Here is a 24,421-nt window from a genome sequence, read left to right as displayed (position 1 = left end):
CGCTTTAACTTGACTGTTCTACAATGGTTTTGATAGTGCGAACCGATGCTAAATGTGGCACCTTGACCGCTATGTTGTTCACTTGCTGTTCACGGTCTTTACCCGCTTCCGTCGGCGGTAGGAACCGATCCACGAAAGCCTGAATTATATCCGAGTCGTCGGCCCGTTTCACATCACCCTCTTCGTGTCGAACGAATGGCAGGTAGGCAACAATGTCGTTTGCTCGGTCCAAGAGGGCACTACCGATACTCTTGCCTTCCCGCAATTTCGTGAGCTCAGCCTCGGCGGCGGAATACTGGAGATGTGCGCCTACCAGTTCCAGGGATCGGTCCCGTGCTTTTGTTGCGTCGGATTCGCGTTTTTCGCGGACGGCGTTCATCCACTCCGTTCGCTGTTGACGAAACTCAGCTGTGATTTGCTCCGAGGCTTCACGGATAAACTCCACCATCTCTTGTTCGACTTCTGCAGAGGCGCCCTGCTGAAGTAGTACCTTGACGATCGGCGTCGAGAGTGAAGCAGCTACCTCGCTGCGAGTCTTTTCTTTGCGATCAGTTTCGTACTTGCGTGATATCAACTGTTCAGCGTAGTTGCTGGTCATCACGAAGATGGTTTGGTGGAAACGTGTTATTGCACCCGAGTAGTCTTTGCCTTCACCCTCAAGAATGCCCAACAAAATATTCTGTACATCCAGATGTGCTTTCTCGATTTCGTCTAATAGGACTATACAGCGGGGCGTTTTCTGAACCTGCGAGAAAATCGTATCTGTTTTCCCGCTTCCTTCATAACCGACATCGGCACCAATGAAACTAGTGCGAGCCATCTCTGTCGCGTATTGGTTCATTGAAAATTGATGGAGTGGTCGTCCCAGCAGATCTGCCAATGCACGGGCAGTTTCCGTTTTCCCGATTCCCGGCGGGCCAACCAAAAGTATCCTGGCAGGCTCAAGTCGATTGCGTCGCGTTGTCGCTGAGATGGTCAGTAACTCGCGACTCTTTTTTTCCCACTTTGCCAATCGGTTGCAAATTGTTTTTACGGCATGTTCTTGACCGATAATTTCCTGAGCGAGTTGCGATTGGATCGTCGCGTAGAACTCATCAGGATCGGATTGCAACTGACGCTCCTCAACACCAGCTTCTGTAGCAACCGTAGAAATTAGATCTTGAAATAAAACGTCGGGTAAACCACTGTCTTGCCTGGGCTTTCGGTCGGTCACGCTTTGAAGCAACCGTACTGCAGCCAAAGGCTGAGCATCGGATGGAAAGTATTGGCTGGAGAACCGGAAGATTTCTTTTGCAAATCGTTGACTTTCGGCTTCGCCTTCACCATCTTCGCTTTGAATTCTCGCCTCGCCCGACAACTTGTGTTCAACTGCTTCAACAACATGTCGTGGCTCGATTTCCGCAAGTTGCTTTTTCTCAATTTCGCGAAAGAGTACCTCATTCAGATTCATGTTCGGACGACAAACAAACAGCATTGGGTGTCCGCCAAAGCTCAAGGCGCCGCCAAAGAACTCCGCAAAAGCCAATCGAAAGACTTCATGAGATAGCATTGCATCAAATTGGTCGAAGATGAGAAAGATGCGTGAATCTCCCATGGCCATTCGGCTTAGCAGTTCCAATTCGGCATCCACTTCGCCTTGCATGAAAACTGAAGCGTGGGGCCGCAGGATGGCAAACTGCCGGTCTGGTAATTTCCGCTGGAGACTTGCAGCCAGGTGTTCCACAAAAATCGTCTTCCCAACGCCTCGTTCGCCAACTAGCGTGACGGGGCGACCCGCATTAATCGAATTTCGCAACCAGTTTTCGTACGTTAGTAGTTCGTGATCTCGACCTTTCAGTTCTTGCCGGTTAGCGATCAAGTGTTCCACAAAAACGTCATCCACCCATTCGCCAAGCCGTGAGGCACCGCTGGTTTCGAGTGTTTCAGAAGTCACGCCGGCATTCGTGAGAATATCGATGCAGAGTTGGTGCCCGGCGTCGAAACTGGCATCGGAAGTTAACAGGAACTGCACCACACCATGAAAAAAACTCGGTACGACTATTGAACGCTCTTGGTCTTTGAGTGAATTGTTGAGTCCCTCACACACAGCCGAATGGCTAAACGTGATCTGGTTTGGCTGGTCCGTTCTTGCCGGGGGCAGTAACTCATTGCGAATGCGAGCGACTGCTTGCGCAGCGTCCCCTGACGATTCCTGATTCCATACGCTGTTTTCTAAACAATTGAGGAATATATCAGCAATCTGCAACTTGCGTCTATCGCCGAAGGCGGCAAGTGAGCACTTTGAAAACAACCTGTCGAATCGCTGGTCGGTGCGTCTAAAGGGCATTAGAAGATCTCCTTTACCCAGTGGTGCTCATCAGTAGACTCATCGAGTTCGCTTGCTGGCAGGCCAACCTTATCACCGAATTTAGACACACCGAGATAAAAGGGCCCTTCACCCGGTGCCTTGAAATAGACTGGCGACTCAGACGCGCTGAAATATAATGAGTCCTCCCACCCTTTCCACCATTCGGAAGCATAGCTGAGTGGTTTATTGCGACTTGGGCGATCAGTTTGACTGAGTCCGGTGATAAGTCTTTCTAAGAACGCTGACGCGCCTTGAGACCGAGAATACGTAAGGTCTAAGGCTCGATTGCCAAACCGATCACTGAACCTGTCATCGCGTTTTTCGCGGCGGGCACGCAGGAGATTCATCGAGTCGAGTTCGGTGCTTAACTGCGGAAGCTCTAACACGACCGGCGATGAGAAGAGCAATGACCGAAGCGAGTCTTCTACAAAGTCAGCGTACTTCAGTCTGCGATAGCCGCCCGAAGGAGTGCTGTAAGTATTCCAAGCTCGAATTGGTAAGGGCAACTCGTTGGCATTCAATTGCCCATGACGAAGGAGAAAACGACGCAAATACTCGCCCGCGCGACTACGTTCAGAGTGATCCTGCATAAATTGGCTCAAGCTTCTCAAACTGTTGTCGGTAGAATTCCATTCCGCGTCGGATCGCCAGTCGGATACCAGATTTCTGTGTCCACGGTATTTCTCTGCCGCATAAATACTCCATTGAGGGCAGGGCTCTTCAGAGAATTCAACCCCCAAGCAGTCACACCAAAACTTTGCGATCCTCGTAGCTATCGTGGTTAGCTGTCCGCCTGGAGTCCACCGCGGTTGCGCCTCGTCGCTAGAAGATCGCCAGAACGCGCCCCAGAATGCGTCAAGCCCAACGAATGCACGATGATGGTCCTCGCCCTGCTTCTTCCCAAATATCAACCGCTCAACAAAACTTCTCGATCTAACTTCATTCTTGGATTCAAGCCACAGCAAACGACGGGCTAGACTTTCCAAAAGAACGTCACGAAGTTTGTCTTCTGGGTGATCGATAAGATCTACCCAAGTCGTATTGACATTGCAGCAATGTTGAACAATGGATACATCGTTTCGATTTGGCTCAACCCACACATTTGCGATGGCAACGAGTGGGTTCAGGTAGCACCTTACTGCCAGATCACTTGGCGGCTCACGATTCGGCGTACATCTAGCGATCTGCACTAGATGTGCGCGACGACTCGTTTCCGAAGAAATCGCTTTCGCATTCGGGCCATCCACCGGGATAGCCTGCCAATTTTGGAACTCAGAGGATTTCTCAGAAAATCGCAAGAGATTGAAGTCTTTTCGCACAAGGAAGTTCTTTGGGGCCTGGTTGCTAAAGACCTCAAGTGAGTTGTTCTGCTCTACTTCGACACGAACAGGAAAGGAGCCCGGTGCTGCGTCAGCAGAATTTCGGAACGAAAAAGCTCCCAGAATTTGCAAGGCTTCGCATTTCTTGAGTACTGACAAGTCGAGTTCATTGGGGTCGGTGTCAGACAACAACAAAATTTTCATTACCGCAACTCAAACCAATGCTGAAAGTTGAAATCACTTGTCCCAGTCTGCCTTGTACGTTTACCACGTCATGGCGAGCTTGCTTTCACGACAATTCCTGCAGTGTTTTTCGCGGTTTCAATTCAAAGTGAGTTCCGACAAGTTCGTCACGACTGGTGTTGGTGAATCGAATGTAGAGCATGCCACGCGCCAAATGGATAAAATTTCGCATGCGCAGCGGTTCCGAGTTAGCAAATTGCTTTTGAATGAGATGGTCTTGTCTTCCAGGGCAATCGCACGTCGATTTCATTTTCGGTATCAGGATTGCGTTGAATCCGCCGCAGTCAAGTCATTTATTGTGAATGGCTGATTTCTGCCACGGAGAACGATTTCATGGAAGGTCCTGCTGCACTTATTTAGAACAGTTTTGAAAATATTTCGAACCCACGCGTCGAACTTGTCCACAATCACGATCTGCTTGAAATGATTTTCATTGCTCTCACCGCCTCGATCTGTGGCGCTGATGGATGGGTTGACGTCGAACTTTTTGCTAAGTCGAAAGCCGATTAGTTTCGGCGATACATCGATTTGAAACACGGCGTTCCCAGTCATGATACTTTCGGTCGAGGCTTCAGCAGGCTCAATACAGGTGAGTTCCTCGCGTCAATGCATCACTGGATTGATCAGTTTGCGAAGGCGCTGCGTGGACAGGGGATCGCGATCGACGGCAAGACTTTATGAGGGTCATTCGATCAGGCATCGAACAAGAGTGCGTTGCATACACTCACCGCATTCGCAACCGACTCGAAACTGGTTTTGAGGCAACTGTCCGTTGAGGATGAGAACAACGAAATCCCAGCAGTTCCGATGTTACTTGAATTGCTCGAATTAGCAGGTGCGGTCGTCACGCTCGATGCAATGCACTGCCAGAGAGAAACGGCCAAGGTCATTGCACATGCAGAAGCGGATTACGTCCTCACAGTGAAAATGAACCAGGGAAATCTTTACAACAAGCTACTTGAGTTGTTCACTCGTTACGGGGATGAAGTCTACCGCGTTAAGGGACTTCGAAAGCAAACCACGGTTGAAACATCACATGGCCGTGAGGAACGCCGAGTCTATTTCTGCATCGACGTTTCGGACGCTGATGAATTCAAAGGATTGGAAGGAATCCAAACGATCGGAATGGTGTACCGACATAGGGAACAGCGATCGCGAAACGGAGAGATTGTTGAACACGATGAGACATCCTTCTTCATTTCCAGCCTGCCCGCGAAGGTCAAAACGTTGAGCCGTTACCTTCGAGATCACCGGAAGATTGAAAACAGCCAGCACTACGTTCTCGATGTCACTTTATCTGAAGACGCCAGCCGAATCCGCAAGGGAAGTGCTCCGGCGGTCTCTGGTGGATTTCGCCGCATGGCACTGAATATTCTTCGACAGGACACTACCTTGAAAGAGTCAATTCGCGGCAAGAGATTCATGGCAGGCTGGGGCGGAACTATCCTCGATAAGATTTGCGCCGGTTTTAACGCTGTTTGAACGTGCGATTGCCCTGCCCGTTGTGGGCCGCGGTGGGGCCGTACCGCCACGCAACTCGCGGTCTCCGCGATCTACGCGAGCAACTTGAAACGTGCGGCGTATCGCCGACGTGCGCGGCGGTGTTTCGTTTGAGTTGTTCAATAGGTTTCTGAATTGAACATGTCCGTAATGTGTCGGACAAAATTGCCGTCCTGCCCGAGTGACGTGAGTCCGGCGGGCTGGAAAGTGATATCAAGCGTGCCCTCAACGCCGTCGTAGTCGATCCGTTCGATCAACAATTCCATCAGTCGGCAACGTTCTCTCGGTGGGATCGTGTCCCAGGCTTTGTCCAGTTCACCGAAGGTCTTGCGGATCGATGCATGGCTGACGCGAATCGGCCGATGGCTGTCGATGGCTTCACGCAGCTCCTTCAATCGCGCTTCGTTCTTGTCGATGCGTGTTTGCGTCGCTTCAATCAGCTCAGGGCTAGCGGCCGTTGCGACAAGGTGAGGCTCGTCCTTACAGCGTGTGATCAGCGAACTTCGTAGCTACCTGGCAGGGTGTTAGCGGAACTGGGCGTCCCCTGCTTGTGGAGCAACCTGACCCGAAAGTTTAACCAGCCGAACCGCCGTGGTACGGACCCGTATGCCCGGTGGTGTGGGAGGACGGGTGCCACGAGGCAACCGCCTATCCCGATTGGCTATGCCAAACGATCGGTTGCGACGTGGTACTGCGGGTCTTCTGACAGGTTCACTTCGACCAGCTCACCTGCACGATCGAGGAGCGTTCGGCATTCTTCGCTGAGATGCGTCAGGTGCAACTTCTTGTTCGCTGCTTGGTATTTTTCGGTCAGTGTCTTGATCGCTTCCATCCCCGACTGGTCATAGACCCGGGTGTAATAGAAGTCGATCACGACGTCATCAGGGTCGTTCTGGACGTCGAACAGTTCCTTGAAGGAAGACGCGGACGCGAAGAACAACGGGCCATGCAGTTGGTAAATCTTGCTGCCGGATTCGCTGACTTTGGTATCGGCACCAAGGTGGGTCGCATGTTTCCAGGCGAATACACAAGCCGATACGACGACGCCCAAGATGACTGCTGTGGCCAAGTCATGCATGACAACCGTGTAGCCAGCCACCAAGACCATGACGAAGTAATCCGACGGGGGAATGCGGCTGATCATTTTCAGCGATGCCCATTCGAATGTCCCGATCACGACCATGAACATCACGCCCACCAAGGCCGCCATGGGAATCATTTCGATCCAAGGAGCGACAAACAAAATGAACAACATCAAGCAACAAGCTGCGGTGATACCGCTTAGACGGCCACGTCCGCCGCTGTTGACGTTGATCAGTGACTGACCAATCATCGCACAGCCACCCATACCGCCAAAGAATCCGCAAACGAGGTTTGCCACGCCCTGGCCAACACATTCACGGTTGCCGCGTCCGCGGGTTTCGGTGATCTCATCGATCAGTGTCAGCGTCATCAATGATTCGATCAGTCCGACACCGGCGAGGGTCAGAGCAAATGGAAAGATGATCTTAAGCGTTTCCCAGCTGAACTCCGGAACCATGTACTCGGTGAAAAACGGCATCGGCAGTCCGCCACCGATTGACGCTTCGACCGGCACGATTTCTTCACCGGCGGCCAATTGAGCTTTCGCCGTTGCCGCCGTCGCATGCGTTGCCAACATGTCGCCGACCGTCGCGATCGCGTTTGAAGAGATATCGTCGCCAGCGATCTTTCCGCTGCGATTGATCCCGACGGAAATCAAAGTCACAACCAAGATTGCCGCCAACGACGCCGGAATCGCTTTCGTGAAACGTGGCAGACCAAAGATGATCAACATCGTTAGCCCTACCAAGCCAAGCATCAGCCACAACCGGGTTCCACTGAGGAACACCATTTGACCGGCATCAAGGTCAAAGATCTTGAAACTAGAAATCTGCGCCATGCCGATCACGATGGCCAAACCGTTGACAAAGCCAAGCATGACGGAGTGTGGGACCATCCGGATCAGTTTTCCCAGGCGGGCGAAACCGATCGCGATCTGAATCAAGCCGCAAAGGATCACCGCAGGGAACATGTATTCGATCCCGTGGATCGAAACCAAGCCGACCACGACGACTGCCATCGCGCCAGTCGCCCCAGAAATCATGCCGGGCCGTCCGCCAAGAACTGCCGTGATCAAGCCAATGAAAACGGCGCTATACAGGCCGATCAGCGGTGAGACTCCTGCAACGAACGCAAAGGCGACGGCTTCGGGAACCAATGCCAACGCAACGGTCAGTCCTGAGAGGACGTCATCTTTGGTGTTGGCACTCTGGCGGCGAAAGAAATTCAGCATCGATGGTGGGCAGGAAATTCTGGATGGGAGAGAAGGATTTAGCCGCGAATCCTAGTAGCCCACCAGGACAGGTCAACCGCAACGCTCCGGCTGCGATTTGCATGATAATAGGGGGTGATGATTTGGATGGTCAGGAGGTGAATCTAATTCACCTTCCGGTCACGCTACGAACGATCTGGCCGTCGTAACGTTGATGTGAAGCGCGTTAGGCTGTGCAGGAAAAAACTCGAGGGCTTTCCCCTTTCATTCGCCCGATTTCCATCCGGGCCCCTGCTGTCGAGCGGATAGCAGGGCGAAGCAACTATCGAGCGCTGCCGCCCGCTCCCCCGTTGATTCCCATGCCGGCGGGGCCTCCGCCAAACCCGCCCATGCCACCTCCCATCCCTCCGCCCATACCACCTCCACCAGTCGCACGTTGGAAACGCAGGTCTTGATTGATTTGCTGAGGTAGATCGGTGCCTATGATGGACTGTGTCCGGTCCATCTCGATGGTGTATTGATAATCATGGTCAAAGGCATCGCTGCCGAAACGTCGTGCGGGAATTTCCAAATCCCACCGCAGAATTCCATTCGGACGTAGCAAACGTTGGTACTTACCGTCCTCGGAAAGCTTGCCACCGGACTGTGGATCAAAACTGACGTTGAACGCTGAAGATTGGTTGCTGATTGGAAGGCGATCAAACAACCGGATGGCAACAGGGTGTTCATGGAAGTTCGAAACGACCAGTCGATACTTCAGCGTCGATAGCCGGTTGCCACCTTTGATCTCGACTTCGCGGTCCAGTAGTTCGCGTCTGGTTCTTAACTGCCGATCGGCGCCCAACCCAATCGAAATCGGACCGCCTGCAGCAGTTGGCGGAAGTGTGGTTCGTCCGACGAATTGGCCATCAAGAAAAACGGTTGCGTTACCACCGACAAGATTCTGCCCTGTTTCGTTGTCGACTTCGGCTTCACGGTAAGCGAAGCTGCTAAGCAATGGTGTGACGATGCGATTGATCGAACCGAAAACTTCGGAACGCAAGATCGTGATCGACTGTCCGCTGGCTTGGTTAACGATATCGATTTCAGAGTCAATGGAATACGTTTCGTCCGATAGATTATCTGCCGCATCGCTGGCCAGTCCCCGCTGCATGGACTTTGTTTGGTTCAGTTCGCCAACTTGTTTTCCGGCGGCTTCCGCGTTCAGCATCAGGTTCTCTTGCCAATTGCTTTGGTCTTCCCACGGTGCGGCATAATCTCCAGCGATCGGTTGGGAACGTTGCTGTTTGGACTGTGTGGTGCCCCCGTTAATCGCGACACGAAGTGGTGCCAGCACTGGCCCGTCTGCATCGAGGTCCGGAACGCCGGTGCAGAGCACCAGTTCAACCGCATTCCAGTCCTCGCCGCTATTTTGCGTGATCTTCGCTTCAAGTTCGATCAGGAATTTGTCGTCCGCACCATCATTCGTCGTCGCATGAACCGTGTAGCTCGGTTCCCAAGAAACTTCGTCAACCCAGTAGCTTACGCGTAGCTGCCCGCCTTGTTTGGCTTGTACATCGAGGATGACGTCATAAGTCGTTTTCGACGCGGGGAGTGTTTCAGCGGACATCTGCGCAATCGAATTCTCCAATTCCAATTGTTTATTGCGAAGTTCGGTTTGAGCGTTGTGCAGTTCCTTTGCCAGTGCGCGTCGACGTTCCATCACAAAGTCGGCGATCTTGGAAACGCCATCGGCATCAAGTTTCGTGTTTTGAAGATTCTGATTGGCTTTCGTCGCTGAAAAATTAACCAATGATTCAATCGTCTCGAGGTCCATTTCGACGACCGCGACGTCTTGCTTTGCGGATTCGAGTTCATCTTGCAGCGTTCGCAGCTGTTCTGATTGCTGCTTGCGCTCCGGTGTGTCGACTTTTTCTTGGTGCAGGACGACACGTGAAGACCGAACGACGACACCAGGAACCGATTCGCAACGCACGGTCTGATTTCGAAGTGTGGATGGCAATCCTCTGATCCGTAGCCGCTGTCGTTGATCCAACGCAGGAACGTTCACAACCCGTACAACGTTGGCTTCACGCCGAAATACGGTCACGGATGCGATTCGACTATCCACGTCAAGGGTCGAGTGGCCTTGTGTTGAATGGACTTGTGTAGAAGAGTCTTCTGCCGCAGACAACGCAGGCGTTTTGGTGAGGACAAGGAAGCCTGGTAGGACGACCATCGCAATGTACCAACGCAATCGAGTCGAACGTGTTGAGAAAAGAGATTCCTTGAACTGCCGCATCAGTCTATTCCTGATTTAAACGTTGTTGTTGCATCTTGCCGCATTGAGTGTGTTGCATTGCATCACATCAAATCGTGACAGTGCTGGAAAGCCGCGTGTCAGGCATCAAAGGCAGATGGTATGCCAATTGCATCAACACAAAGCCTCGGAGTCAGCAGGTCGCTCAACTAACACTCATCAAGTCACAACATATGAATTTATTGCCGATCACCAATGTCTCGATGGCCGTTCTAGTTGTGGCATCGTCCCAATCGCTTCGTGCTCAATCACAGATCCAGTATCGATTGTCTAGTCATTCGCAATGGGACGGGATTGCCAAGTTTGATGGCCAACGCCATGAGCTATCGAAACCCCATGGACCGATCCATTCTGTTCCATGTGATCCATTCATGTCGGCGAGTCAGGAAAAGCAGTTGCTTGAGATCTTGCTGCAAGAACCTCAATCTGATTGGCCAAAATGGCTTACTGTCCGGGAGATTGCGACGGACTTGAGCAAGCAGCTTCCCGTGATCGTTGACTCGAGGGCGCTTGAAGAAATCGGAATAAAAGTCGATTCGAGTACTTCAGTGATAGCGATCGAAAACCGTCGTTCCGCCTCATCGCAAAACGTCGAACCAAAACCGAAACGTTGGTGGCAAGGTGAATCCAAATCGTTTAGCGTCTCGAAACGCCCTAACTTGCTATCGCTGCTTAAAACGTACCTCGAATCGATCGATCTAGAAATTGTGATCCAGCACGGGAAGCTGGTGATTACAACCAGCGAACAGGCGGAGGAAATGGGCATCGTTCGTCTTTACGATGTGACGCCACTGATCGAAGAAGTTGATCGCGAACGGCCTGCCAGTCACTCGCAGTCGCACATGAATGCCTACGATCGACCACACGAAGAATACGACCTGGTTATCGAGACGATTCAGCATTCAATTGACCCTGACCGATGGGAATGCCTTGGGGGCAACTCCACAATCGTTCCGAGCGATGTCCGAAATCGGAAATGGCTTGTGATCTCAGCTCCGACGATGACGCAGCTGAAAGTTCAGGCGTTGTTAGATCGATTGAACCAGTAAGCGGAAACGATCGCTTGGAACTATTGTCTTTCCGCTGATGGCTGGTCTTGTTCGTGTTCAACTAAAAGAGGAACAACAAGTCGGATCGTTTGCGGCTGCAGGCACGTTTTGTCATCACAGGCCTGGAAGTCGATCGTGATATTGATTGGGTTCTGCCCTTCCTTCGCGCTCGTGGCAACGGAAATAGGAAGCTTGTATTCGAGTGATTTTTCGTAAATCTCAAGTGTCTGTCCAATCACCGGATCTTCGATTCGGGTGGGTTTGCTTTTTTCGGGGGCACCAAGCTGAATGCCATCGGCTGATTCGAATCGCAGTTTGGTCGGTGCGACGAAGTCGACGTCCTTGTTCTCGGCATACAGATGAAACCCGGAGTCAATTTGGATCGTGACTGACAGTTCGCATTTGTCGCCTTTGTTCAGTTTCGATTTTGTCAATTTCGCCGATACCGAAATGGGTTTTTGACGCGCCGTGACAACTCCGTCATCTTTTGCGTCAACTTGCTTTTCAGTCAATTGAATCCAGCGGTCAGTCGCAATCAGCAATTGTTCGTTCGTATGTGGCTGGCGATCCATTGCGACCGCGAAGGCTTCTAGCGTCTTGGATGCCGATCGTAGATAGCGGTCGTCGTTGGCAGCTTTTGAAAGATCAATCAGAAGGTTTGCCGCGACTCCATTTGCGTTGGGTAGGTTACCGCCGGAGCCAAGGAACTTTGATCGAACTAACAGAGTTTCGTGAGACTCGCCCGATTGAGAGAAGCCTCCATTTTCACCGTCTTCGAATTGCTGGATCATTCGATCGGTCAATGCGATGCAGCGATCGAGGTAGGTCTTGTTTTTCGTCGCGTCGTAAAGTTCAAGCAAGCCATTGGCAAAGAAGACATAGTCGTCAAGGTAGCCCGCTTGCTTGGCCACACCATTGCGATAACTACGAAGGAGCGTGTCTTCCTGAAGCATCGTCGACCAAAGAAAGTTAGCGGCCGATTCCGCGGAATCGATGTACTTTGGTTGTTGCAAGATTCGCCCGGCCTTCGCCAGCGATGCGATCATCAGACCATTCCAGCTAGTCAAAACTTTGTCATCTTTATGCGGTTGATCCCAGGAAAGACGTTCCTGCAGCAATCGCTCGCGGATCGCTTGAAGTCGATCGGCGTTGTCCGTGATCGGTGTTTGTAGGTGAGGGATGTTCTTCCCCGAAAGCTCGCCCGTCGACTCGTCACGGAAATTGCCTTCTTCGGTCAATCGATAGAGGTCCGCGAACAAGGACGCGTCATCGTCTTGCAAGGCTTTGCGTACTTGATCGATGGACCAAACGTATGATTCACCTTCCTTACCGACTTCGCCGGAATCGAGTGCTGAGTAATAACCGCCTTCCGGCGACTTCATTTCCCGCTCCATCCATCGATAGATGTCATCGACCGCTTCGCGATAGCGAGGTTCGCCCGTCAGCTCGAATGCTTCGGCATACTGCCCCATTAACTGGGCATTGTCGTAGAGCATTTTTTCGAAGTGTGGCAGAAGCCACTTCGAATCGGTCGAATAACGATGAAAGCCACCGCCAATGTGATCATGGAAACCGCCGAGCCACATCGCATCGAGCGTCTTGTTGATCGCTTGAAGGATTTGTGGGTCTTTGGATTGACGGTACTGCTGAAGCAAAAAGGAAATCGTTCCGTGCGGCGGAAATTTTGGGGCACCTCCAAATCCTCCGCGAAGCGAATCGAACTGAGACAAAAACTGCTCACGCGCTTTGGTGATCAGTTTGGGTTGTAGTTCGATGGTGTCCTGGAATTGCGGACGCCCGGCTCGCCGAGTTGCGTTGACAACCGAATCCGCTTGCCTTTGGACATCATCACGGCGATTGATCCAAAAGTCATGCAGTTGGTTAAGGACAAGAATGAACCGATCTTTCGGAAAGTAGGTTCCGGCCATCCATGGTTTCCCGTCGGGCGTCAACCAGACCGAATTTGGCCAGCCTCCGCGGCTGGTCAAAAGTTCGGTTGCGATCATGTATTGCTCATCGATATCGGGTCGTTCTTCTCGGTCGACTTTGATCGCGATGAAATGCTCGTTGATCACCTTGGCAACTTGCGAGTCCTCAAACGATTCGACTTCCATCACGTGGCACCAATAACAGGTCGAATATCCGATGGATAGGAAAATCGGCTTGTTCTCCGCCTTGGCTTTCGCGAACGCTTCGTCACCCCACGGGTACCAATTCACTGGGTTGTGCGCGTGCTGAAGTAGATAGGGACTGGTTTCGTTGATCAACTGATTTGTATGCATCGGCTCAGTTTCCTGGCATCGGCATGTTGCCGATTGGGCGAACGCAGCGATCGCAATGAAGGCCATTTGCAAAAGGCGAAAATGAAGGGGCTTCGATGGATTCATGCCGGTTTAGTCTTGTGAAACACAACGCAATCAATGGAGACAACGTGAACACCGGAATCATTTTAGCGTCCCGGCTTGGCAGAGGCTTTGTACAAGGGCTTCTGGCCGCCGAGAGCTGATTGGCTGGTTTCGTGTTCGGTCAGCGGTCGCTTATCGAGACAGGCTTCTGGTGAGACACCGAAAACTTGACTTGCCGATGATTCTGCAAATTTGCTACCCACTTTCTGTCCGCCCTCCTGTAGAGCGGATCACTCGGTTTGGCAGCGAGACGAACGAGTGGTCATTCCCCGATTTCACTATCGATTACGCCATCGCATGTATTGTCGCTTCGTCCCAGCAACGTTGCCGAAATGGCTTTGCCTCGGCCTTGTTTGCGGCTGCGCGATGCTATGCGGTTGTGCGTTGCCCACGGGGATATTGAAATCACGATGGGCGATGGAAGACGCTGATTATGCGTCCAAGTACGCCGATGGGGCGCCTCGGTGGGACATTCCAGGAAAGCTTAAGCAGGCGATGGATGCACGGTTTCTTACCGGAGCGACAGGAAAGTTTGTCTCTGGCGGATTGACCTATCGGCCTGAGGCGGATAACGGCCTGCTGTCGCTTGACGTCGGTGCGGAAGCCTACATGACGAGCTATTTGACCGGGCGTATCTCTCTGATGGGGATGGCAAGCGACGACGATTGGTTCACCGGTGTCGATACCGGGCTTCGATTGCAAACGCCCAGTCGCTTAGCACCATTTGTCGGTGCTGGTGTCTATGCCGGAGCTGCTCGAGAAACGGTCGATGCGTCGGATGACGGGATCGACAACAACGACAACGGTTGGATCGACGAGTACAACGAAGAGGAAAAGAAGTTTTCTGGCGCGTTTGCCGCGATCTATCCTGAACTCGGCGCGCACTTCTGGTGGACGCCACAAATCCGGCTGACCAGCTATGGCCGGTACATGATCGCTACCGAAGGCCGAGACGCAGACGACTGGATGCTGGGCTTCGGCGTCGCACTGTTTTCGAAGTAGCGATGATGCTGGGCCCGATAACGCTGGACTGATCGAAATTCGGGATTTAGAACCCTATCAAAAACCAGATCCGATGGGGCTGCCCGGTGGTGGTGTCGGAATGGATGTCGCTGGATACGCTAGATCCGGTCGGTCGACGAACTGCTGAATCCTCTGTTGAAGCAGGCTGATTTCTGCGTCGTGATCACTCGGATGCGCTTCGGTGTAGGCTTTCATATCGCCGGATAGTTCAGTCAACCACTGTCGTAGTGCCGCACGGACATCCTGTCTCGCTTCGGATTGACTTGCCGAATCAATTCCGGATGAAACGATCGTTGCAAAGATTCGTCGGGCTGCCAAAGTCTCACCGGGATTGGACTTCGTCTCAAGCAAGCTTATTGCGTGCTGCTTGAGTGGATCGAGCACCAAATCGATTCCAGGGTTGGCATCATCACGCGTTCGTTGGACTGCTAGACGGCCAAGCCGCTGCGGATTCAGCATTCCAGACAAAGTGATTTCGGCTGCCGTTTCAACGATCGAAAGTGAATCAAAGATTGGTGATGTTCGGCCCTGAGCATATTCGTTCGACCAAGCCGTGGCCGAAGCTCCCGCCGGAATCAGTTTCTGCGCAATCGCCTGATCGATCGCCAGCTGACTTGGCTGTAGGGTTTCGATCAGCGTTTGGACCGCTCGTTGCTGTTCCGCCGCCGCGACATCACTTGTCTTGGCGTCTGAGCTGTTGCCGAAATGGTATGCGTATTTGACACCACCGATGTACTTTACGACGGCGTCGACTTGGTATCGGTGGTGAAAGTAAAGCGGCGCAAAGTAGCGGCGTAGGTCACCTGCCGTTTCGCCTGGAAGCAGGACAGCGTGACCAAACTTCGTTAGCCCGATGCTACGAACCTTCAATGCTTGTCTCAACGATTCGATCGGGTCCTCGCCATCGTCCCACAGGTTGGCCCGCGGGTCTGATGCGGCAGACGGTCGTGCGTCGGAGTCACTTAGGTAAACCCAGTCGTTATCGATCGCCTCTGCAGCGATCTCGTTTAGCTTTGAATCCGGATCGTCACCAAGCGATCCGTACATCGCACGAATACAAAAACGATCCCAGTCTCCGACGCCTACGCCATAGGCCTGCGAAAAATCCAATTCACCATCTTCGGTCACTTGAATCCGTGGTGCGGGATAGTCCATGACCGATGCTCGATCTCCATAGGTGCTGGCGGCAAAGTTATGTGCCAGTCCAAGTGTGTGACCGACTTCGTGAGCGGATAATTGTCGAACCCGAGCGAGCGCGACTGAGGTTGATTGACTCGGGCCGGTTGGGGCTACACCTGTGTCCGTCGCGAACATCGCATCGAGACCAAAATCGGCATCGGCGATTGCACAGTTGGCGTTCGAGTTTTGGTTGTTCGACTGCCTAGATGAGTCTTGAAAGGTTTGCGTCAAATTGTCGATTAGCAATCGATCTTGGCGGACTCGCAATGACCCCAAGGAGACGTGCCCTTTGATGATCTCACCGGTCCTAGGGTCAACGACGCTCGCGCCATAGGACCAACCACGCGTTTGCCGATGAACCCACTGAATAAAGTTGTAGCGAACGTCCAGTGGGTCCATGTTCGGCGGCGCCACTTCGACTTTAAATCCGTTGGGAAAGCCCGCTTTGGCAAAAGCTTCCGCCCACCATGATGCCCCTTCGACCAATGCACTTCGGACCGGTTCCGGAGCCGCAGGGTCGACGTAGTAAACGATCGGCTCTGATTGGCTCAGTCGATGCCGTGTCATCAATCGACGATGCATCGATCGATCCAAGGGGGCCGCATAGTCCGCGTAGTCGACTGAAAAAGATCCGATAGCCGGATGGAATGCCCGCGTTTGAAAACCAAGGTCGGGCAAACGGATCAAGCTGATTCGCTGCCGAATCGTAAAAGCCTCGCCGGTGGCAGCAACAGCGCCGACTTGCCGTCCTGGTTTCTCGGCCGCAAAGGTCAATGCCGCTTCCAGCTCGATGTTGTTGGGAAACGCTTTGACATAATCTGGCAAGACACTGCTTCGATCCGATCGAAATCCGTAGTTGCCTTGGCCGGTTGACTGAAGTGTTCCGATAACGTCGTGGCGATCAGCGACAACCAAGTCTGTGATGTCAACAAGAACGGAGGCGTTTGTCGGGTCAGCAGCGACGATCGGACCGCTCCAAAGAATCGACGGTGCGAAGGAATCTTGTACGGCTCGTTGTTCAACGGCATCCGCCCCATCAGCTCGAAATCGCGTGTTCGTTTGCTGAAGAAACACACGACGCCCAACACGTCGCCAGCTGCAAAGTCGTTCGCGGCCCAACTGACCGCGATCGAGCCCTACCGGATTGCTGCCCAGCCCGCTCGCTAGGGCATCCAGCACTAGGAACTCGTCACCCCATCGATCGATCTTTAGCAACAGCTTTCCACTTTCGGCATCCCAGTAAACGTCGAAAAATCCACCGTGGTAATCGAGTGGTGCAGCGGTTTCTTCAATCGTGGGAAGCTCGTCAGTTCCCGCGGCAGAAACGGTTCTGTTGACGGTCATGGATACAACTGGAATCAACAAACTGCAGATGCATAGCCAAGTCGATAAAAGCCGGATTCGCATCGATCACTCTTTGCTGGAGTAGGATTTCCTTTTTGCGAACCAGCAAGCTTAGTCATTCGGTCGCGTGTTTTGAGCAAACCCTCGCGTAAATCGATCGAATTGCGAGCGTTCCCAACGCAGCCTAGCCTTCGCTGTCTCGCCCCCATCGGAATCAAACACCCGCAACGGACCGCAACCAACCATTGGCAGCCATTGATGTAAGCTGCGGGCGCATATGGGCGAATTAACCTATCCAATTCACCCGATGTGGTGCTTTTGTTTCGGACTGACCAGCAATCGGTTCCGTCACGCAATTAGATGAGTCGCTGAACGGGTCCCGGATCGAGTAACTTTCGGTACAATTCGTTTCTCATAGAACGGAAGTTATTCCTGCACTTTTTGGCGGAAGGATCGGCATCGCTGCACGGTCTTGGTGGGTTGTTCCGTCTTGGATTTTCAAAGTCATGCAGGACAGCAATTGATGGCACAAGCTCCGTATCCAGACGATCCACAAGACCATCAACCTCGTCAGCTCGAGCGATCAACGGAGTTTGATAGCCTTGCGGTAGAACTGCGTTGGGCGTCCCGTTGCCTGTCCGTTATGGCGACCGCAACCATCGGCCTGCTGCTGTTTTGGCTTCGTCCGGTACTGGCCCCATTCGTTGTCGCGATCTTCCTGACCGTCGGCCTCAAGCCAATCCTTGATTTGCTACAGCGGCGGTTGTTTCTAAATCGACTTGCTGCGGTTGCCGTCGCATTCGCAATCACAGTGATCTTGTTGTTTACACTCGGCGTCGCGATCGCTTCTTCGATCGATCAGTTGGCCAACGACGATGCCTATCAGCGGCGTGCGGCTGCCGCGACAGCACGCATCGCGACGATTGCCGAACGTTTTGGGTTATTGCCAACAGCCGGTCTGCAAGGTGATGAGATGGAAGCGACAAGCATCTCGCGGTTGCAGATCGCCGTCCGCGCAGGGACTCGATCTGCGAAAGAGTGGTTGCTCAGCGGAATGATCTCACTAAGCGGATCACTCGGTGTGGTGTTGATCTACATGCTGTTCTTGCTTCTCGGTGCAAGCCGATCTGTCGCAGAAAACAACGAACTGTGGAAATTGATCGAAGGCAAGCTTCGCGAGTATATCGTGCTCAAGACGATCATCTCACTTTTCACTGGGATCGCCGTCTGGGCGGTCCTTGCGATCTTCAGTGTTCCCCTGGCGGTCTTGATGGGACTGCTAACATTTCTGTTGAACTACATCCCTAACTTCGGCCCGCTTGTTACCTGCATTCTTCCGTTGCCGATTATCTGGTTGAGCCCTGACTTGGGTTTCGGTTCGATGGTTGTCGCAACGGTATTGGCATGCGGCGTTCAATTCGTGGGAGGGAACGTGGTTGAGCCTCGGATCATGGGCTCGTCATTCAACCTTCATCCGATTGTCGTCATGCTTGCCCTGATGGGCTGGTACGCGATTTGGGGATTCGTCGGAATGTTGCTCGCCGTTCCGATGACCGCATCGCTAAAAGTCGTGCTCGAACGCATCGACCGGACCGAATCGATTGCCAAGTTGATGGCGGGCGATCTTAGCCCGCTTCGCCTCGGCCGCAATGCAGTGGAATAAACTCGATATCGTCGAGCGATTTCAAGGCCTTGATCAAGGTCTTCTCGTCAGGATAAAAGCAAGATCTGTAGAACTCGGAGTTCAACTCGTCAAAGGGAGACGTGGAGGACTTCATGTATCTTTCGTCAATTTGGTCGAGTTGTTCCGCACGCGTGTCTTGGTGAGTGCTGGGGCTGGATTCGGGAAACAAGTCCAACACACGTCTGAAGTGTGATTCACCATCGTGATCACCACCCAAGATGAGCATCCGTAGTAAGTCAGACCAAAGATCACCGGCAGAGTTCAGGAAATACTGGTGAAACCCACCGTTTTGAACATCTGTTCGTAAGCCGCTAAATGCAGCCACAAAGCGATCAGGTTCAGTCAAAGACTCATTCATGCAAATGCGCCAATCGACGACTCGGGCAAGCAAGTGCATCAGTTCATCGTTTTTCCCGTCATGTGCGCGCAAGACGTCATGAAGATTCGAGCCGATGGTTGCGCGGACCTGGTCGAAATGATTTTGATATGACTTCAGAACGGTTTCGGGCAAATTCACCGTCTTTACTTCCCTCGCGGGAATTTTGAAGGCGAGTACACACGCAACGCCTTTACCGCATTCACGTCGCCTTGCAGTTCGACGCGATGATGGCCGTCAACGATTCGCTGTGCCACGGTGACTGTCGGTTCGACTCCTACCGCAACATCTGGAGTTTTAGCGACATCGGTCGCCTGCTTGATGACGTTCCAATCGATTTGAAATTCGCTTGGCAGTGAATCCAGGCGTCGCAACGCAACAATGGCGAACTGCACGTCCCAGTCTTCAGCCTCGATCACGACTCGGCCAGAGTTGGAAATGAAGGGCTCATCCGTTCGTCCACTTCCATCAGGGCCGGTGACCGAACCGACGACCTCGAACGTATAGGCTGTCGGCTTTTGGGGATCTTGCTGCGCGAGCAACGTCCATGACTCGTCAACCAAAGGCTTGTTGAAGCCGACTTTCAATGCCGGTGGCCATGGTCCGGGGGGAATCGGCGTGTCGCGCCATTTGACGCGATTGCGGCCATGGTAAAACATGCTTGGGTCATCCAGTGGTGGGTGACCGTCAATCAAGACTTTACATTCGGCTTTCGCCCCGTCTTTGAAAACGACATCGATTCGATTTCCATCAAAGGGAAACTCAATTCGACCTTCCGAAACATTATCGATGTCTTCGACCGGGATCGTTGTGACGTAGCCACAGTTCATCGGATCAAGCTTTACATCCTCACGCGGTACCAGGTAAGCCTTCACAAGCTCGGTCATCAAATAGGTGCCGTGCTCATTGGGGTGCACGTCATCTTTGACCAGCTGTCCGGGTTCAAGTTGATTCTTGCGCAGGTACCTTAGCCAAGGGCCTCGGCGATCCTCGTAGCCGCATCCATATTTGTCGGCAATCGATGGCAGAAAAGAAAGGTTGCGTTGTGCCGCCCATATCTGTGATCGCGACTCGATCGCGGACAAATCGGTTTCATCGACGAGTTGTTCGGAGCGACGAAAGTGATCTCCTTGGATCAGGATTTCTGATGTCGTCTGCTCACGAAGTTTTCGAATCATCGTCTCGTAATCTTCGTTGTTGCCATAGTCATGAAAGATGACGAGATCAGCGTATGCGGGATAGAGGTCCGCTTCGGAGGTTTTGACAAGTCGCTCTGTGGAGTATCCCGACAAAGGCCGGCGATCGTAGATCAAGTTTGCGTTGGGATAGGTCTTTCGCAAGTGCTGCTCTAGCTGCACGCCCCATTGCCCTGCGGTGATCGATTGTCCGTAAAGCAAGATCCGAACGGTGTGACGTTCAGACGGTGTGCTGCTGGCAAGCAAGGTCATGGTGCGTTGAACACCGCGACCGAGTTGTTCGGGGGTTCCGAAATCTGTCGGCGGAGGAAACTCTTCGGCCCATGAGATCGAAAACGATGCAACCGTGATCGCAAGCAGAGCAATGTATTTCATTGGACAAGACAGCGGAGTGGTCGGTCGGTGAGGCAAACGCATGGCTTCGCAGCCAATTGATTTCCAATTGTCGCCCCTTCACTCCGTGAACGCAGCGCTCTTTCCCGCTAGATTTGCGGAATCGAAAGCGACATTGTGAGTGATCAAACCTTAGATCAACCGGTCGTTAAACGCAGGACGATTGATAGTCTTTCAACGCGTCGGAGACCTTACCAAGCAATTTGACCAGCTTCTTCGCTTCCGCCGGCGATAACGCCTCGTACATGCAGTCACGGATCGGTTGGCCGGCGTTGCCAAGCTTCTTGACCTTGCGTTTTCCAGCTGCGGTCAGGGAAACCGTTTTCGCTCGCGAGTCCGTTGGGTGCGGTTTGCGTCGCACCATGCCGTGGTCTTCCAGCAGGACCAGCATCGCGCGGATCGTGCTGGGGTCAGATGAGATTCGGCAAGCCAATTCACGTTGTGTCAGTGCATTGCCTTCGGCGAGTGCTGACATCAGAACAAATTGGTCCGCGGTGATGCCATGATCGCTAAAACAGGCGTCGCTGTTTCGATGAAGGCTTAGGTATGCGGCGCGGAGAGCGAGTGGTAGATCTGTTTGAGGTTCCATCGGACTTTGTTGTAAGTAAAGCGTCGATGACGCGGTGCGGATTAAATCGTGGTGCCCCTGTGAGAATTAGTTCTTGGGTATGGTCCGTCCGATAGGGACAGAGATCCGTGCTGCGGGGACAGAGGGTATCGTTTTGGCAGAATCATTCTCCGAACGCGGCGAAGAATTCGTCGAAGTGCGAAGCACCTCGGCAACTGCATCGAATGCCGGTTTGGGCTGAAGCTCGCGATCGAACAGCAATGGATAGTTGGTGCGTTCCCAGGGAAAGTAGTTCAGCCAACTCTGCCCGTCGTGCAGATTCCAAAACGATACACGAGCAATGATGTCTTGGTATTCATCAAAAAGACGAAACAACGCGACATATTGCTCGATCTGTTGCTGTTCGATTTCGGCCGGCAATCCATCTTTGTAGGGATCGTAGCTTTTCAGTTCTTCGCGGTATTTGTTGTTGTCTGCCCACCAACGACCACGTTTGACAACATCAATATCTAGTTCAGAAACGACGACCTTGATTCCTAGTTCACGTAAGGCGTCAAATGTTTCGCGAAGCTGTGCGAGCGAGTCATCGCCAAGTTCGAAATGTCCCTGCATCCCGTAGGCCTGCACTGGTGTTCCCCTTTGCTTTAACTCTGTCAGCAAACGAACGAGCTTTTTGCGTTTGTTTGGGTAGTGGCAGTTGTAGTCGTTGTAAATCAACAAGGCGTCCGGATCATGGGCGTGAGCGGCGCGAAACGCGGTGTCGATAAAGTCAATGCCTGTCGTCTGGGTGTAGACGGAATCACGTAAGTAGCCTTCGTCGCCATCGGCCAAGGCTTCATTGACGACGTCCCACATCGACGCCGGATCACGATAACGTTTGACAACGGTTTCAACGTGCTGTTCGATTCGATTCAGCAGTGTCGAGCGATCCACGGGGTTGCCCTGGGCATCTTCTTTCATCCACTGATCCGTGCGGTCGTCCTTTGCCCAGACCAGACAATGGCCAACGATTTCCAAATCGTGCTCTGATGCGAACGATGCAAAACGATCCGTTGCGGCAAAGTTCCACACGTTCTCCTCTGGATGAATCCCTTGCGGTTTCATGCAGTTCTCAGGAGTCAAGATTTGAAAATGCTGACGAATCAAGTTCGCACATGCTTGGTCCGATAAAATCCTTTCGCTGACACCAACACCGACTTTAAAGCGTTGACCGGCTAGCTGTTTTAATGACGTTTGCGCAGACGCTGCCTGCGCGAATGCGTGTGGCGCCGTCGCATCGTTTAAAAAGGTAGCCAGAAGGGTGAATGCAAGAACGTTGGCAAACCGCATGAGATTGGTGGTCAGAAAAGACGAGTCTGAAAAGCTGATGAGGGAGAAGAATAGTTCCATCGGAATGTTCTACAGACGCAGTGGTCTTGACCGCGTAGTTACATCAACAACACAGGCAATCATCCACCATCGTCCATTGAGATTCGCCGCGCGAAATAGCCTTGCACCGTTGCTTTCACGCTCGCCAATGTCAGCGAAGAGGTCTGTTTCTAAAAACGCACACGTTGCGAGTTAGAAGGACTCAAGTGACACCGCAAAAGACAACTCATTGCCAGGCGTTGTTTCGCCATCGCTTGATCGAGGAATCGTCGCCATTACTGGCCAATCCGAGATCCGATCGAACGACATCATTCCGACGGCAGAAAGATTGTATCGACTCAGTTAGGTGTAAATAAAGGTGTTTATTCGCAATTAATGGGATGATCTGCAGCATCGGTCTGGCGTTTGCATCGCGGCGGCAGGTTTCGAAATCAGTTCAGACGCTCTGTCTTGGTGGGAATGCCAGAGCGTTGCGGCCGTGACGGAAGCTCTCAGTTGGCTGGTGAAAAACCTTTAATCCCTCGCGAAAACGCATCTTTTGCCTGCGAAAACGATGTGCCGAAACGCCGATTCGTGTCAAAGAATTCAACGTCTCGATAGATGCATTGTTAGCCCAAAGTGTTGCACGCTAGTGCTTTGGTCCAGTTCGGTTTTGGATTAGCCGATTGGCGTTTGCCACGGTTGCCGCGCGAGAACCGCCGCTAACGCGGTGCGGCTGATAGGGACCAATCCAACTTGATTTTGAATTAGCCGATTGGTGTTAGCCACGGTTGCCGTGCGAGAACCGCCGCTAACGCGGTGCGGCTGATAGGGACCAATCCAACTTGATTTTCGGATTAGCCGATTGGCGTTAGCCACGGTTTCCCGTGCGGGAACCGCCGCTAACGCGGTGCGGCTGATGAGGCTCTGATCCAACTTGATTTTCGGATTAGCCGATTGGCGTTAGCCACGGTTGTCCGTGCAAGAACCGCCGCTAACGCGGTACGGCTGATGAGGCTCCGAGTCATGGGATCATTTGAAGCTGAATCGCATTGAACATGGAATAGTCGCTGCGGTCGCGATGGCTGATGAAGCGTACTTTCTCGCCTTTCTTGACCTCAAAATCGAATGTGACGTAGTGCACACCTTCGGTCAGTTTCAGCGATTGAAATTCACCGTCCTTGTCTGTCCCGGTTGCCTTTTGAGCATATCGTTCCTTTCCGACAACCAGTTCGATGGATGCGTTTTGATCCGGAGCATCTCCGTGGGCATAGACATAGGCTCGATACTTCGCCGGTTCTAAGTCCAGCAATTTGACTTCGAGATCGATACAGCGACAGTTGTCGTAGATATAGCCTCGGAAAATTCCGGGATGGCTGTCGACTGCCCATTGTCCGTCATGTCGCGAGACACGAAGCCGAGCAGTGCTTCCGATCGCATTGGGATGGCGCATGTAGTCAATCGCGGTTGTTCCCAAGCTGACAAAATTCCAGACATCGGTTGGCGAACCGATCGCTCCATCGTATTTGCCATGTCCGGGATCGTAGGCGAAGCCAATGTTCAGTCCGCTGGCATTGCTCGGGCCGTTGGCATTGCTAGGGTTCTCAGAATCGGTTGTTTTCGAGGCGATTGCCTCTGGGACGATCGTGTTGTTGGCGAAGCGAAGTTGAATTTGTGCCGATTCGGTTGTCAGCGAGGAGGCTTGACTGGAGACCTGCGGTTCGGATTCGTTCGTCGGTTCCACGGGCAGACTTTCGTTGGCTGCGCCGCTGACGACCAAGACTGTCAACATCAGTACGTTTAGCATGGCTGATTCCTCGTTTCGGGTTACAGAAAGCTTCGTTTTCGTTCGTCAA

The 24,421-nt window shown here is 52.6% G+C and carries 17 protein-coding genes and 1 pseudogene; 5 read left to right on the top strand and 13 right to left on the bottom strand.

Translation table 11 applies throughout. From position 1 onward, the window contains the following. Nucleotides 1-4 precede the first annotated feature (4 nt). The 3 genes from LOC67_RS09130 to LOC67_RS27315 all read right to left on the bottom strand — a co-directional run bounded on the left by LOC67_RS09130 (nt 5) and on the right by LOC67_RS27315 (nt 4,081). Nucleotides 5-2,326, bottom strand: coding sequence for an AAA family ATPase (locus LOC67_RS09130; RefSeq protein WP_230262283.1), 2,322 nt, complete (start codon nt 2,324-2,326; stop codon nt 5-7). Continuing rightward, nucleotides 2,326-3,870, bottom strand: coding sequence for a hypothetical protein (locus LOC67_RS09125; protein ID WP_230262282.1), 1,545 nt, complete (start codon nt 3,868-3,870; stop codon nt 2,326-2,328). Before LOC67_RS09125 ends, LOC67_RS09130 begins: the two co-directional genes overlap by 1 nt. Nucleotides 3,871-3,955: 85 nt before the next feature. Next, nucleotides 3,956-4,081, bottom strand: coding sequence for a hypothetical protein (locus tag LOC67_RS27315; protein ID WP_261366808.1), 126 nt, complete (start codon nt 4,079-4,081; stop codon nt 3,956-3,958). A gap of 203 nt (nt 4,082-4,284) precedes the next feature. Between LOC67_RS27315 and LOC67_RS27710 the strand changes: the two genes are divergently transcribed. After that, nucleotides 4,285-4,419 (top strand): transposase family protein, encoded by a 135-nt coding sequence (locus LOC67_RS27710; protein WP_410001128.1) that lies wholly within the window; start codon nt 4,285-4,287, stop codon nt 4,417-4,419. Between the two features lie 183 nt (nt 4,420-4,602). After that, nucleotides 4,603-5,391, top strand: a pseudogene (locus LOC67_RS09120) (ISAs1 family transposase); the annotation flags it as partial. Nucleotides 5,392-5,528: 137 nt separating this feature from the next. Here the strand turns inward: LOC67_RS09120 and LOC67_RS09115 are convergent. The 3 genes from LOC67_RS09115 to LOC67_RS09105 all read right to left on the bottom strand — a co-directional run bounded on the left by LOC67_RS09115 (nt 5,529) and on the right by LOC67_RS09105 (nt 9,983). Further along, nucleotides 5,529-5,804: a hypothetical protein gene (locus LOC67_RS09115; RefSeq protein ID WP_230262280.1), complete on the bottom strand. Its 276-nt coding sequence runs from the start codon at nt 5,802-5,804 to the stop codon at nt 5,529-5,531. A gap of 266 nt (nt 5,805-6,070) precedes the next feature. Beyond that, nucleotides 6,071-7,723 (bottom strand): SulP family inorganic anion transporter, encoded by a 1,653-nt coding sequence (locus LOC67_RS09110; RefSeq protein ID WP_230262279.1) that lies wholly within the window; start codon nt 7,721-7,723, stop codon nt 6,071-6,073. A gap of 301 nt (nt 7,724-8,024) precedes the next feature. Continuing rightward, nucleotides 8,025-9,983, bottom strand: a complete 1,959-nt coding sequence (locus LOC67_RS09105) for a mucoidy inhibitor MuiA family protein (protein ID WP_230262278.1) — start codon at nt 9,981-9,983, stop codon at nt 8,025-8,027. A gap of 191 nt (nt 9,984-10,174) precedes the next feature. Here LOC67_RS09105 and LOC67_RS09100 point away from each other — a divergent pair, with 191 nt between their 5' ends. Further along, nucleotides 10,175-11,050 (top strand): hypothetical protein, encoded by an 876-nt coding sequence (locus tag LOC67_RS09100; RefSeq protein ID WP_230262277.1) that lies wholly within the window; start codon nt 10,175-10,177, stop codon nt 11,048-11,050. Nucleotides 11,051-11,070: 20 nt separating this feature from the next. Here LOC67_RS09100 and LOC67_RS09095 read toward each other — a convergent pair whose 3' ends face one another. Then, complete coding sequence (locus LOC67_RS09095) at nt 11,071-13,332, bottom strand: DUF255 domain-containing protein (RefSeq protein ID WP_230262276.1); 2,262 nt, start codon at nt 13,330-13,332, stop codon at nt 11,071-11,073. Between the two features lie 540 nt (nt 13,333-13,872). Here LOC67_RS09095 and LOC67_RS09090 point away from each other — a divergent pair. Continuing rightward, a complete protein-coding gene (locus tag LOC67_RS09090) occupies nt 13,873-14,457 on the top strand; it encodes a hypothetical protein (RefSeq protein WP_230262275.1) in 585 nt (194 codons plus the stop codon). A gap of 57 nt (nt 14,458-14,514) precedes the next feature. Here the strand turns inward: LOC67_RS09090 and LOC67_RS09085 are convergent, their stop codons facing one another. Then, nucleotides 14,515-17,001 carry a zinc-dependent metalloprotease gene (locus LOC67_RS09085; RefSeq protein ID WP_230262274.1) on the bottom strand — a complete coding sequence of 829 codons (2,487 nt, stop codon included), beginning with the start codon at nt 16,999-17,001 and terminating at the stop codon, nt 14,515-14,517. A gap of 523 nt (nt 17,002-17,524) precedes the next feature. Between LOC67_RS09085 and LOC67_RS09080 the strand changes: the two genes are divergently transcribed. Next, nucleotides 17,525-18,664 carry an AI-2E family transporter gene (locus LOC67_RS09080; protein WP_230262273.1) on the top strand — a complete coding sequence of 380 codons (1,140 nt, stop codon included), beginning with the start codon at nt 17,525-17,527 and terminating at the stop codon, nt 18,662-18,664. On the opposite strand, the gene LOC67_RS09075 is transcribed toward LOC67_RS09080, so the two are convergent. The 5 genes from LOC67_RS09075 to LOC67_RS09055 form a co-directional block, all read right to left on the bottom strand. Next, nucleotides 18,627-19,202 carry a DUF4375 domain-containing protein gene (locus LOC67_RS09075; RefSeq protein ID WP_230262272.1) on the bottom strand — a complete coding sequence of 192 codons (576 nt, stop codon included), beginning with the start codon at nt 19,200-19,202 and terminating at the stop codon, nt 18,627-18,629. The genes LOC67_RS09080 and LOC67_RS09075 overlap by 38 nt on opposite strands. 5 nt (nt 19,203-19,207) lie before the next feature. Next, nucleotides 19,208-20,632, bottom strand: a complete 1,425-nt coding sequence (locus tag LOC67_RS09070) for an SGNH/GDSL hydrolase family protein (protein WP_230262271.1) — start codon at nt 20,630-20,632, stop codon at nt 19,208-19,210. A 166-nt stretch (nt 20,633-20,798) separates the two neighbouring features. Next, on the bottom strand, nt 20,799-21,239 hold the full coding sequence (locus tag LOC67_RS09065; RefSeq protein WP_230262270.1) for a MarR family winged helix-turn-helix transcriptional regulator: 441 nt from the start codon (nt 21,237-21,239) through the stop codon (nt 20,799-20,801). Between the two features lie 66 nt (nt 21,240-21,305). Continuing rightward, nucleotides 21,306-22,607, bottom strand: a complete 1,302-nt coding sequence (locus LOC67_RS09060) for an endo-1,4-beta-xylanase (RefSeq protein ID WP_230262269.1) — start codon at nt 22,605-22,607, stop codon at nt 21,306-21,308. A gap of 982 nt (nt 22,608-23,589) precedes the next feature. Beyond that, nucleotides 23,590-24,372: a hypothetical protein gene (locus tag LOC67_RS09055; protein ID WP_230262268.1), complete on the bottom strand. Its 783-nt coding sequence runs from the start codon at nt 24,370-24,372 to the stop codon at nt 23,590-23,592. Nucleotides 24,373-24,421 lie beyond the last annotated feature (49 nt).

Origin of the sequence: Stieleria sp. JC731, from assembly GCF_020966635.1 — a bacterium.
GTDB lineage: Bacteria > Planctomycetota > Planctomycetia > Pirellulales > Pirellulaceae > Stieleria.
This window is presented reverse-complemented; position numbering and strand designations above follow the sequence as displayed.

Bases quoted from the DNA above. Each gene is read 5' to 3' on its own strand.
- LOC67_RS09130 (WP_230262283.1), bottom strand. From the start codon at position 2,326: ATGCCCTTTAGACGCACCGACCAGCGATTCGACAGGTTGTTTTCAAAG.
- LOC67_RS09125 (WP_230262282.1), bottom strand. From the start codon at position 3,870: ATGAAAATTTTGTTGTTGTCTGACACCGACCCCAATGAACTCGACTTG.
- LOC67_RS27315 (WP_261366808.1), bottom strand. From the start codon at position 4,081: ATGCGAAATTTTATCCATTTGGCGCGTGGCATGCTCTACATTCGATTC.
- LOC67_RS09110 (WP_230262279.1), bottom strand. From the start codon at position 7,723: ATGCTGAATTTCTTTCGCCGCCAGAGTGCCAACACCAAAGATGACGTC.
- LOC67_RS09105 (WP_230262278.1), bottom strand. From the start codon at position 9,983: ATGCGGCAGTTCAAGGAATCTCTTTTCTCAACACGTTCGACTCGATTG.
- LOC67_RS09100 (WP_230262277.1), top strand. From the start codon at position 10,175: ATGAATTTATTGCCGATCACCAATGTCTCGATGGCCGTTCTAGTTGTG.
- LOC67_RS09095 (WP_230262276.1), bottom strand. From the start codon at position 13,332: ATGCATACAAATCAGTTGATCAACGAAACCAGTCCCTATCTACTTCAG.
- LOC67_RS09090 (WP_230262275.1), top strand. From the start codon at position 13,873: ATGGAAGACGCTGATTATGCGTCCAAGTACGCCGATGGGGCGCCTCGG.
- LOC67_RS09085 (WP_230262274.1), bottom strand. From the start codon at position 17,001: ATGACCGTCAACAGAACCGTTTCTGCCGCGGGAACTGACGAGCTTCCC.
- LOC67_RS09080 (WP_230262273.1), top strand. From the start codon at position 17,525: ATGGCACAAGCTCCGTATCCAGACGATCCACAAGACCATCAACCTCGT.
- LOC67_RS09070 (WP_230262271.1), bottom strand. From the start codon at position 20,632: ATGAAATACATTGCTCTGCTTGCGATCACGGTTGCATCGTTTTCGATC.
- LOC67_RS09065 (WP_230262270.1), bottom strand. From the start codon at position 21,239: ATGGAACCTCAAACAGATCTACCACTCGCTCTCCGCGCCGCATACCTA.
- LOC67_RS09060 (WP_230262269.1), bottom strand. From the start codon at position 22,607: ATGGAACTATTCTTCTCCCTCATCAGCTTTTCAGACTCGTCTTTTCTG.
- LOC67_RS09055 (WP_230262268.1), bottom strand. From the start codon at position 24,372: ATGCTAAACGTACTGATGTTGACAGTCTTGGTCGTCAGCGGCGCAGCC.